Raw genomic sequence first — 12,866 nt, 5'->3', positions numbered from 1 at the left:
CACTCTGTCGCCATGCATCCCACCTCTCCCTCCATTACCGTCGTCGGCGCCGGCATCGTCGGCTGCTGCATCGCGCTGGCGCTGCGCAAGCGCGGCGCCACGGTCACGCTGATCGATCGCGAAGGCCCGGCATCGGGCTGCAGCTATGGCAACTCGGGCGCCATCAGCGAAAGCTCGGTCGCCCCGCTCGCGATGCCCGGCGTGCTCGCCTCCGTGCCGAAGATGCTGCGCGACAAGGACGGCCCGCTCCATTTGCCGCTCGCGTACCTGCCCACCGCCGCGCCATGGCTTGCGCGCTTCGTGCTGTCCGCCACCCCGCGCCGCGTCGAACGCGCGGCGACGGCCCTCGCGGCCATGCACAAGGGCGCCATCGACAAGCATGCCGCGCTCACGCGCGAGGTCGGCGTGCCCGAGCTGTTCCTGCAACGCGGCCACCTGCATCTCTATCGCGATGCCTCCGCGCTCGACGACGATGCCGCGGCGTGGCGGATGCGCGAGCGCTTCGGCTTCCGCTTCGAACGGCTCGATCGCGCCGGCATCGAAGCGCTGGAGCCCAATATCGCCGCGCACTACACGTCCGCGATGTACCTGACCGACCACGCGACGATCCTGAACCCCGCGCGCTATACGCAGGCCATTGCCGATGCATTCGTCGCGCGCGGCGGCGTGCTCGCGCGCGACGAGATTCGCGGCATCGCTCATCGCGGCGCGCAGTGGACGCTCAGCGGCACACAGGACAAGTACGCCGCCGACCATGTGATCGTGGCCGCGGGCGCATGGTCGCGCAAGTTGCTGGACCCGCTCGGCATCGCGCTGCCGCTGGAAAGCCAGCGCGGCTATCACGTGCAGTTCAACGGCACGCGCGGCGTGGTGTCGCGCACGGTCGTGCTGACCGACCGCAAGATCTTCGTCACGCCGATGGAAGAAGGCCTGCGCGTGGGCGGCACGGTGGAGATCGCGGGCCTCACGCGCGCGCCGGACATGCGCCGCTTCGACGGCCTGGCCGCCATCGCGCGCGACACGTTCGAGGGCCTGTCGAGCGCGACGACCACGTCGTGGATGTGCCATCGCCCGTGCATGCCGGACTCCGTGCCGGTCGTCGGCGCCGCCAAGGGCCACCCGGGCCTGTGGCTCGCCGTGGGCCACGGCCACCTCGGCCTCACCGATTCGGTCAATACCGCGGACCAGATCGCGGACGCGCTGCTGTCCTAGCCCATCCCCCAAGGGGCGTGCCGAATTCAAACGCCCTTTCGTTTTACTTCCCTCCTCAAATACGGCAATGTCAAAAACACGCCGTTTACGCTAAAGTCATTCAGCACAATTATCTCGCGCCGCATGGTTCACTTAATTGTTATTTAATTCAAAATTAAATAATTTTTTATGGACCTCGATTCAAGCCATCATGCCACGCGGAATGTCCTCGGACATGGCATCTGGCTTGGGTTTCCAACGCTCTCACTTTTCTAGCGAGCGTTTGAAACACGTGAAATTACGTGCAGTGTTATTTCAAAAGACGTGCAAGCTTTATCGACCCTTGTAATAAAGCAATCAAAATGCACCCGAATTTTGCAATTTCTTCCTCTTGCTGCGGGGTACGGTTTGTCTGACCGGTGGATGGCGGACGGCACCACGCACGCTTCACAAGTTCGGTTCGCCGCGCCCGCCCCCGCCATAGCGCCTGCACGCTGACACAACAAGGAGAACGAGCATGGCCTCGCCCGCCGCATTGAATGAGCATACGGACTTCGCTGTTGCCGCAGGGACCCGTACGGTCACCGCGCCAGACGGCAAAACGAACTTCCTCGTGGCCGCCAGCAAGGAGAACGTTGCCAACTACGCGCGCGAGGGCAACGATCTCGTGATCAGCTTCAAGAATGGGCAGACGCTCCGGATCGACGGCTTCTTCACGAACGGCGCGCAGTACAACAACCTCGTGTTCGTGCAGGAAGACGGGCGCTGGCTGGCATCGTTCGATCAGGCGATGGTGCCCGGCGGCGATGGCATCGCGGAAGGCGCGGTGGCATACCAGGCGATCGGCATGAGCACATCGACGAAGGCGTTGCTCGGATTGCTCGGCCTCGCCGCGGGTGTAGGCATCGGTGCGGCCGCTGCCGGCGGCGGTGGCGGGGGCGACGGTGGCAACACCGGCGGGGGCGGAGGGGGTGGCGGCACGCCGCCCGGCGAAGGCACGCCCGGTACGCCCGGTACACCCGGTACGCCGCCGAGTCCGCCCTCGGTCGCGCCGGTCGGCAACGTGATACCCGGTTCCGGCCTGCAGTACACGCGCGACGCCGCGCCCACGCTCAGCGGCACGATCTCCCCGCCGAACGGCAGCATCCTGATCTCGATCGACGGCCAGCCGCCGGTCACCGTCACCCCCGACGCCAACGGCAACTGGACCTATATGGTGCCGCGGCTCGCCGAAGGCGCGCACCAGATCGTCGTCACGAACGTGAATGCCGACGGTACGCCCAGCACGCCGACCGAACTCAATGTCGTGGTCGATACCACCGTGCCGGCCACGCCGACAATCAATCCGACAGCCGGCGCGGAACTCTCGGGCACGGCCGAGGCCGGCAGTCTCGTCAGCATCGATCTCAATGGCGACGGGCGGCCCGACGCGACGGTCACCGCCGACGCCAACGGCAACTGGCACTATGCCCCCGCCACGCCGCTCGCGAATGGCACCGTGGTCTCCGTGACCGCGACCGATGCGGCCGGCAATGCGAGCCCCGCCGCGCTGGCAACGGTCGATGCGGTCGCGCCGGGCGCGCCGACGATCCTGCAGAGCGACACGTCCGCGCTGACCGGCACCGCCGAAGCGGGCAGCACGATTCGCATCGATCTGAATGGCGACGGCGCGCCGGACGCCACCGTCGTCGCCGATGCCAACGGTAACTGGTCCTATACGATCACGACGCCCGTGGCACCGGGCGCCGTGGTCAGCGTGACGGCCAGCGACGCGGCGGGCAATACGAGCCTGCCGGCCACCTCGACGCTGGCCGACGTCACGCCGCCGGGGCTGCCGACCATCGCCCCGACCAACGGCACCACGCTGAGCGGCACCGCGGAAGCGGGCGCCACGGTGGGCATCGACCTCGACGGCGACGGCAATATGGATGTGACCGTCACCGCCACCAACGCCGGCACCTGGACCTACACACCCGCGACGCAGATTCCCAACGGCACGGTCGTCACCGTGACCGCGATGGACACCGCGGGTAACGCAAGCGAGCCCGCGCGCGTTACCGTCGATGCCGCCGCGCCCAATGCGCCGGTACTCGGCAGCGTGACCGACGATGCCACGCCCGTGACCGGTCCGCTTTCGAGCGGGGCGAGCACCAATGACGGCACGCCCACGCTGACAGGCACCGCCGAAGCCAACAGCACGATCGACATCTACAACGGCACCGCGCTGATCGGCACCGTCACGGCGGACGCCAATGGCAACTGGTCCTTCACGCCCGGCACCGCGCTGCCCGACGGCACCTACGCGCTGACCATCACCGCGACCGATGCGGTCGGCAACGTCAGCAATCCGAGCGCGCCGTTCACGCTCACCATCGACACGGCCGCGCCCGCCGCGCCGACGATTGCCGCAACCAATGGCGGCACGCTGTCCGGTACCGCTGTCGCGGGCAGCGTGGTGGCCATCGACCTCAATGGCGACGGCGTGCCCGAAGCCACGGTCACCGCCACGCCCGGCGGTACGTGGACGTACACCCCCGCGCCCCCGCTCGCCAATGGCACCGTCGTCACCGTGACCGCCGTCGATGCGGCCGGCAACGCGAGCGCGCCGGCCACCACGACCGTCGATGCGGCCCCGCCCCCGGGACCGCTGTTCGGCACGGTCACGGACAACGTCGCACCGGGCACCGATCCCGTCGCGAGCGGCGGCAGCACCAACGACCCCACGCCCACGTTCACCGGTACCGGCGAGCCCGGCAGCACCGTCAACGTCTATAACGGCACCACGCTCGTCGGGACGGCGCTCGTCGACGTCGACGGCAACTGGCGCATCACGCCCGCGGCGGACCTGCCCGACGGCACCTATTCGTTTACGGCCACGGCCACCGATCCGCTCGGCAATGTCAGCCAGGCCGGCGGGCCGTTCGCGCTGACCATCGACACCGCGCCGCCGGCCACGCCGGTCATTACACAGAGCAGCGCCAGCACGCTCGCGGGGACGGCCCTCGCGGGCAGCATCGTGGCGATCGATCTGAACAACGACGGCACGCCCGACGTCACCGTGACGGCCACACCCGGCGGCACGTGGTCCTACACGCCCGCCACGCCGTTTGCCGATGGGGCGACGGTCAACGTGACGGCCGTCGACGCCGCGGGCAACAGCAGCCCGCCCGCCACCGTGACGATCGATGCCGCGCCGCCCGCGCCGCCGGTCATCGCCTCCGTCACCGACAATGTCGCGCCGGTCACCGGTCCCGTGGGCAACGGTGGCAGCACCAACGACAACACGCCGACCATTGCAGGCACCGCCGAGGCCGGCAGCACGATCCAGATCTTCAACGGCACCACGCTGCTCGGCACCGTCGTGGCAACGGGCGGCAACTGGACCTTCACGCCACCGGCCGGCCTGCCCGACGGCACGTACAACGTCACCGTCACCGCGACCGATGCGGCCGGCAACACGAGCACGCCCAGCGCGCCCTATACGATCGTCATCGACACCGCCGCGCCCGCCGCGCCGGTCGTCACGGGCGCGACCGACGATCAGTTGCCGGGCCTCGGTGCGATCGTCAACGGCGGCGCGACCAACGACACCACGCCCACGCTGACAGGCACCGCCGCGGCGGGCGCCGTCATCAACCTGTACAACGGCACCACGCTCATCGGCACCGCCACCGCCGATATCGACGGCAACTGGAGCGTGACCCCGACCACGGCGCTGACCGCCAATGCGACGTATGGCCTGACCGTGACGGCCACGGACGCGGCGGGCAACGAAAGCGCGCCGAGCGCCGTCTACACGATTGCCGTCGACACGACGCCGCCGCCGGTGCCAAGCGTGGCCGCGACCAATGGCACCACGCTCACGGGCACGGCGGAAGCCGGCGCGACCATCAACATCGACCTCGACAACGACGGCACGCCGGACGCCACCGTCGTCGCGAACAGCGGCGGCAACTGGTCGTACCTGCCCGGCACGCCGCTGCCCAACGGCACGGTCGTCAGCGTCACCGCGACCGATGCCGCCGGCAATACGAGCGGCGCGGCCACGACCACGGTCGACGGCAGCATCGTCGATACGACGCCGCCCGCGGCGCCGACCATCGCGGCAACCAACGGCACCGTGCTGACGGGCACCGCCGAGGCAGGGAGCACCGTCAATCTCGATCTCGATGGCGATGGCACCGCCGACGTCACGGTCCAGGCCGACAGCGCGGGCAACTGGACCTATACGCCCGCCACGCGTCTGCCGGACGGCACCGTGGTGAGCGCCACCGCCACCGACACGGCCGGCAATACGGGCCTGGCGGGCACGGCCACCGTCGATGGCGCACCACCCGCGCAACCCGTCATCGTGGTTGCCACCGATCCGCGCGGACCGGTCCTCAGCGGCGGCAGCACCAACGACACCACGCCCACGCTGTCGGGCACGGCCGAAGCCGGCAGCACGGTCAGCGTGTATGAAGGCACGACACTGCTCGGCACGGCCGTGGCCACGGGGGGGACGTGGACGTTCACGCTGCCGACTGGCGCGAACGACGGCAGCCATACGTACACGGTCACCGCCACCGATGCCGTCGGCAATATCAGCGTGCCGAGCACGGGCTATACCGTCGTCGTCGACACCGCCGCCCCGGCCGTGCCGACCATCGCGCCGACCAACGGCAGCACGCTGACCGGTACCGCGGAAGCCGGCAGCACGGTCAATCTCGATCTCGACGGGAATGGCACCGTCGACGTGACCGTTACGGCCACGCCGGGCGGCACGTGGAGCTATACGCCCGCATTGCCGCTGGGCAACGGTACGGTGGTCAACGTGACCGCCACCGACCCCGCGGGCAACATGAGCGGCGCCGCGACGCTCACGGTCGATCGTGCCGCGCCTGCCGCGCCCGCGATCACAAGTGTGACCGACAACGCGGCACCGGTCACCGGCCCGATCCTGTCGGGCGGCGCGACCAACGACAATACGCCGACGCTGTCCGGTACGGCCGAGGCCAACAGCACCATCAGTATCTTCAACGGCGCTACGCCGATCGGCACCGCCAATGCCGACGCCAACGGCAACTGGAGCTTTACGCCCGCCGCGGGGCTGACGGACGGCACCTACACGCTGACCGCCACGGCGACCGATGCCGTCGGCAACGTCAGCGCGCCGACACCGGCGTTCACGGTCACCATCGACACGGTGCCGCCCGGCGCGCCGACCGTTGCACCGACGAACGGTACCGCGCTGTCGGGTACCGCCGATGCGGGCACGCTCGTGCGCATCGACTTCAATGGCGACGGCGTGGCCGACGTGACGGTCACCGCCACGCCAGGCGGCACCTGGTCGTTCTCGCCCGCGCCGCCGCTCGCCAACGGCACCGTCATCACCGTGACGGCCGTCGATGCGGCCGGCAACGTGAGCGCGCCGGCCAGCACGGCGATCGACTCGGCACCGCCGGCACCGCCCGTGTTCACGGGCGCGTTCGATGACGTGGGCCCCGTCACCGGTCCGATTTCCGCCGGGGGCGCCACCAACGATCCCACGCCCACGCTGACCGGCACGGCCGAAGCCAACAGCACCATCAACCTGTACAACGGCACCGTGCTGCTCGGCACGGTCACGGCCAACGGCTCGGGCGTCTGGACCTTTACGCCCACGACCGCTCTGCCCGACGGCACATACACGGTCACCGCCACGGCCACCGACGCGCTCGGCAACGTGGGCGCGCCCGGCGCGGCCTTCACGTTCACCGTCGACACCGCACCCCCGCCGCCGCCGGTCATCGCGCCGAGCAACGGCAACGTGATCTCGGGTACCGCCGTCGCCGGGAGCACCATCGCGATCGATATCAACGGCGACGGCGCCGCCGACGCGCAGGTCGTTGCGAACGCAAGCGGCAACTGGACCTACACGCCCGCCACGCCGCTGCTCAACGGCGTCACGGTGGTCGCGGTCGCCGTCGATGCGGCCGGCAATGCCAGCACGCCCGCCACCACGGTCATCGACCGCGCCGCGCCGTCGGCGCCGGTCATTCTCGGCGCCACCGACGATGCCGCACCGATCGTCGGACCCATCCTGTCGGGTGGCGTCACCAACGACACCACGCCCACGCTCACCGGCACGGCCGAAGCCGGCAGCACCGTCCAGCTGTTCAACGGCACCACGCTCGTGGGCACGGCCGTGGCCAACGGTCTCGGCGTCTGGACCATCACGCCCTCGCCCGCGCTGCTCGACGGCAACTACTCGCTGACGGCCACCGCCACCGATCCCGCCGGCAACGTCAGCGGCGCGAGCGCCGCGTTCAACGTGGTCATCGACACCACGCCGCCCGCCGTGCCGACGGTCAACCCGAGCAATGGCGCGATCCTCTCTCAACTGACCGGTACCGCGGTTGCCGGCAGCACGGTCAATATCGACCTCGACGGCAACGGCACCGCGGACGTGAGCGTCACGGCCACTCCGGCGGGTACATGGAGCTACACGCTCGTGCTGCCGATCGCCAGCGGTACCGTGGTGGGCGTCACCGCCACCGACCCCGCGGGCAACACGAGCGCGGCGGCCAGCGTGACGATCGATGGCGTCGCGCCAGCGGCGCCGGTCATCGTCAGCGTGACCGACAACGTCGGCCCGGTGGTCGGCCCCGTGCTCACGGGCGGCAGCACCAACGACAACACGCCCACGCTATCGGGTACCGCCGAAGCCGGCAGCACGATCAACGTCTTCAACGGCGCCGCGCTTATCGGCACGGTTACCGCCGATGCGAACGGCAACTGGACCTTCACGCCCGCCACCGGGCTGATCGACGGCACCTATGCGCTGACCGCCACCGCGACCGACGCGTCCGGCAACGTCAGCACGCCGACCGCCACCTTCACGCTGACCGTCGATACGGTCGCGCCGCCCCCGCCGGTCATCGCCGCGAGCAACGGCACGTCGATCACGGGTACGGCCGCCGCCAACAGCACCATTGCCCTAGACCTCAATGGCGACGGCACCGCCGACGCCACGGTCACCGCCAACGGTGCCGGCGTCTGGACCTATACGCCCGCACCGGCGCTGGCCAACGGGACCACGGTCAGCGTGGTCGCGATCGATGCCGCGGGTAACGCGAGCACGCCGTCCACGACCGTCATCGATGCGGCCCCGCCGCCCGCGCCGGTCATCTCCGGCGTGACCGACAACGTCACCCCGGTCACGGGGCCGGTGCTGTCGGGCGGCAGCACCAACGACACGACGCCGACGCTGACCGGCACCGCCGAAGCCAACAGCACGGTCAATATCTTCAACGGCACCGCGCTGGTCGGCACCACCACCGCCGACATCAATGGCAACTGGACCTTTACGCCGACGGCGGGACTGCCCGAAGGCACCTATACGCTGACCGCGACGGCGACCGATGCCGTGGGCAATATCGGCGCGCCGAGCGCCGTGTTCACGGTGACGATCGACACGACGCCGCCCACGGTGCCCGTCATCGTCCTGAATACCGCCGCCACGCTGAGCGGTACCGCCGACGCGGGCACCACGATCGGGCTGGATCTCAACAACGACGGCACCGTCGATACCACGGTCATCGCCGACACGGCGGGCAACTGGACCTACACGCCCGCGACCCCGCTGGCGAACGGCGCGGTCGTCAACGTGACCGCCATCGACGCGGCCGGCAACAGCAGCACCGCGGCCACGGTGACGATCGACGCCGCGGCGCCGGCGGCGCCAGTGCTGGTGAGCGTGACCGACAACGTCGGGCCCGTGCTCGGGACCGTTCTCTCGGGCGGCAGCACCAACGACGGTACGCCGACGCTGGCCGGTACCGCCGAGGCCGGCAGCACGATCAATATCTTCAACGGCACGACGCTGATCGGCACCGTCACGGCCACCGGGGGCGCGTGGACGTTCACGCCGCCAGACGACCTGGCCGACGGCACCTACACGCTCACGATCACCGCGACCGACGACGCGGGCAATGTCAGCCTGCCCAGCGCGCCGTTCGTGCTCGTGATCGACACCGCGCCGCCGAATACGCCGGTCATCGCCAGCATCACCGACAACTTCGGTCCGGTACTGGGCGCGGTGGGCCCCGGCGGCTTCAGCAACGACAACACGCCGACGCTCGCGGGCACCGCCGAGGCCAACAGCACCGTCAATATCTTCAACGGTGCCGCGCTGGTCGGCACGGCCACGGCCGATCCGCTCGGCAACTGGACGTTCACGCCGGCCACGGGCCTGCCCGACGGCACGTATACGTTCACGGCCGTCGCCACGGACGCGGCCGGCAATGCCAGCGGCGCCAGCACGAGCTTCGCGATCACCATCGATACGGCTCCCCCGCCGGCGCCGACGGTCGTGCCGACCGACGGCACGATCCTGTCGGGCACGGGCGAAGCGGGCAGCTTCGTCAATATCGACCTCAATGGCGATGGCGTGGCCGACGCCACGGTCGGGGTCAATGCAAGCGGCAACTGGTCGTATCAACCCACCACGGCGCTCGGCAACGGTGTCGTCGTGACGGTCACGGCGACCGACCGCGCGGGCAATCCCAGCGCCGCCGGCGCCTCGACGACGGTCAACATCAACCTCAACGACACCACGCCGCCGGCATTGCCGACCATCGCGGCGACCAACGGCACGGTACTGGCCGGCACCGCCGAGGCCGGCAGCCGCGTCAATATCGACCTTACCGGTGACGGCGTCGCCGATGTCTCGGTGTTCGCCAGCGCGGGCGGCGCATGGACCTATACCCCGCCCGTGCGGCTCGGCAACGGCATCGTCGTCACGGTGACCGCGACCGACGCGGCCAACAATACGAGCCCGCCCGCCTCGACGATCGTCGATGCGGCGGCGCCCGCCGCGCCGGTCCTGCTGACCGTGACCGACGACGTCGCGCCGGGCCTCGGGTCGATCCTGGCCAATGGCGTGACCAACGACACCACGCCGACGTTCACGGGCACGGCCGAGGCCGGCAGCATCGTCAATATCTACAACGGCACCACGCTGCTCGGCACCGTCACGGCAACGGGCGGCGCGTGGACCTTCACGCCGCCCGCGCTCATCGACGGCACCTACACGATCACCGCCACCGCGACCGACGCGGTCGGCAACACCAGCGTCGCCAGCGGCGGCTTCACGTTCCGCGTGGATACCGCCGCGCCCGCGCTGCCCACCGTGGGCGCGAGCAACGGCACCACGCTGACCGGCACCGCGGAAGCCGGCAGCCTCGTCGGGCTCGACTTCAACGGCGACGGCGTGGCCGATGCGACGGTCACGGCCACCGCCGGCGGCACGTGGACCTATACGCCCGCCGTGCCGCTCGTCAATGGCACCGTGGTCGCGGTCACCGCCACCGACGCGGCCGGCAATGTCAGCGCTCCCGCCAGCACGGTCATCGACCGGCTCGCGCCAGCCGTGCCGATCCTCCTGACCGTCACCGACGATGTGGCGCCCGTGGTGGGCGGTATTGCGCTGGGCGGGCGTACCAACGACACCACGCCGACGCTGACCGGCACCGCGGAAGCGGGCAGCACCGTCAGCGTATTCAACGGCGTGACGCTGCTCGGCACCGTCGTCGCGGACGTCAACGGCAACTGGTCCTTCACGACACCGGCCCTTGCCAACGGCACCTACGCGCTGACCGTCACGGCCACGGACGCGGTCGGGAATATCAGCGGCGCCACCGCGCCCTTCGGCTTTATCGTCGATACCATCGCGCCGGTCGCGCCGGTCATCACGCGTGCGAGCGGCACCTCGCTCACCGGCACCGCGGAGGCGGGCAGCGTCGTCGCCATCGACCTCAACGGCGATGGCGTGGCCGATGTCTCGGTGACCGCCACCGCGGGCGGCACGTGGTCTTTCTCGCCATCGCCCGCGCTGGGCAACGGTATCGTCGTCGGCGTGACGTCCGTCGATGGGGCCGGCAATACCAGCCCCCGCGTGACGGCGACCGTCGATGCGCTGGCACCGACCGTGCCCGTCATCTCCAGCGTGGTCGATAACGTGGCGCCCGTGGTCGGCACGCTGCTCAGCGGCGCGAGCACCAACGACACCACACCGACGCTGAACGGCACCGCCGAGGCGGGCGCGCTGATCAGCGTGTTCAACGGCGCCACGCTGCTCGGAACGGTGGTGGTCGATGGCACGGGCAACTGGAGCTTTACCCCGACGGCGCTCGGCAACGGGACGTACGCGCTGACCGTCACCGCGACCGATGCCTCGGGCAACGTGAGCGCGCCGACCGCGGCGTTCACTCTCACGATCGACACGGTGGCGCCGACCGTCACGACGGCGATCACGACGATTACCGACGACACGGGCACGATCGGCGACTTCGTGACCGGCGATACCACGCCGATCGTCGGCGGCACGCTGAGCGCCGCGCTGGGCGCGGGCGAAGTGCTGCAGGTCAGCCTCAATGGCGGCACCACGTGGACGAACGCGATCGTCGCGGGCACCGCGTGGACCTGGTATTCGAGCGGCGTGCTGGCCGACGGCAGCTACACCATCAGCACGCGCGTGGTCGATGCGGCCGGCAATATCGGCGGCATCGCGAGCCAGGCGCTGACCATCAACCACAACGTCGCACCGCAGGTCACGGTACGCGATGCGGGTGGGCTGCTCGGCATCGCCGACGCGAACGTGCTGGGGCTCATCGAGCTCGGCCAACAGCAGTTCTTCGCGGCCAGCGACTACAACAACAATATCCAGCAGGTGCAGATCTCGTTCGGAGGCGTGCTGGACCTGCTGGCACTGCAGACGCTCAACGCCAACCAGACGCTCGCGGCCGAGCTCGGGCTGCGGTTCACGGTGGTGAACAACCCGGGCGTGCTCGGGATCGGCGCGTCGTCGCTGCTTACGGTCACGTCGCTCGACGGCGGGCCGATCGACAACCTGCACCTCAACGAGCTGCTCGGGTCGGTCACGCTGAGCAACGGGCTGCTGGGTGTCAACGCCGCGCTGCTGAACTCGCTGACGATCTCGGCGACCGATACCACCGGACTCACGTCCACCAGCACCGCGAGCCAGCTGCTCAGTGCCGGCGTGCTGACCAACCTGCTCGGCGGCACGCAGTCCTCCACGATCATCGAAGGCACCACGACCGCCAATACGCTCAACGGTTCCGCCGGCGACGATCGGATGTACGGCTATGCGGGCAACGACACGCTCAATGGCGGCGGCGGTAACGACCTGCTGCGTGGCGGGGCCGGCAACGACACGCTCAACGGCGGCGCGGGCAACGACATCCTGATCGGTGGCAGCGGCAACGACACGCTGACGGGCGGCACGGGCGGCGACGTGTTCCTCTGGGAGGTCAACGGCACCGACAACACCGCCGGCAACGGCAGCGACGTGATCACGGATTTCGTGGTGGCCTCGGGCCCGAACCAGACCGGTGCGGACCGGATCGATATCTCGGCGTTGCTCGTGGGGTACCAGCACGACGCGGATGGTCCGGCGCATTACGTCAACGGCGTGGCCACGATCGATGCCGGCGACGCGATCCGCAACTTCGTGAGCGTGACCAACGTCAACGGCAACACGATCATCGCCATCGACCGCGACGGCGCGGGCGCCGCGTTCTCGTCGCAGACGCTGGTGACGCTGAACAACGTGACGACGAACCTGGAGACCTTGCTGGCGAACCACCAACTGGTGGTGTGAAGGGATTGACCCTCTCTCCCCTCTCGGGGGGAGA

General features: G+C 69.6%; 2 protein-coding genes. Both read left to right on the top strand.

Going from position 1 to position 12,866, the window contains the following annotated elements:
- Window positions 1-12: 12 nt before the first annotated feature.
- A complete protein-coding gene (locus tag FOB72_RS31695) occupies window positions 13-1,212 on the top strand; it encodes an NAD(P)/FAD-dependent oxidoreductase (protein ID WP_150377165.1) in 1,200 nt (399 codons plus the stop codon).
- Between the two features lie 496 nt (window positions 1,213-1,708).
- Window positions 1,709-12,832 (top strand): Ig-like domain-containing protein, encoded by an 11,124-nt coding sequence (locus FOB72_RS31690; protein ID WP_150377164.1) that lies wholly within the window; start codon window positions 1,709-1,711, stop codon window positions 12,830-12,832.
- Window positions 12,833-12,866 lie beyond the last annotated feature (34 nt).

This window comes from Cupriavidus pauculus, assembly GCF_008693385.1.
In the GTDB taxonomy this organism is placed as follows: Bacteria; Pseudomonadota; Gammaproteobacteria; order Burkholderiales; family Burkholderiaceae; genus Cupriavidus; species Cupriavidus pauculus_D.
Note: the sequence above shows the minus strand (reverse complement) of the source record. Positions and strands in the feature narration are given on the sequence as shown.

What these genes read in the sequence shown, in the direction of transcription:
- FOB72_RS31690 (WP_150377164.1), top strand. Translation starts at nt 1,709, where the DNA reads ATGGCCTCGCCCGCCGCATTGAATGAGCATACGGACTTCGCTGTTGCC.
- FOB72_RS31695 (WP_150377165.1), top strand. Translation starts at nt 13, where the DNA reads ATGCATCCCACCTCTCCCTCCATTACCGTCGTCGGCGCCGGCATCGTC.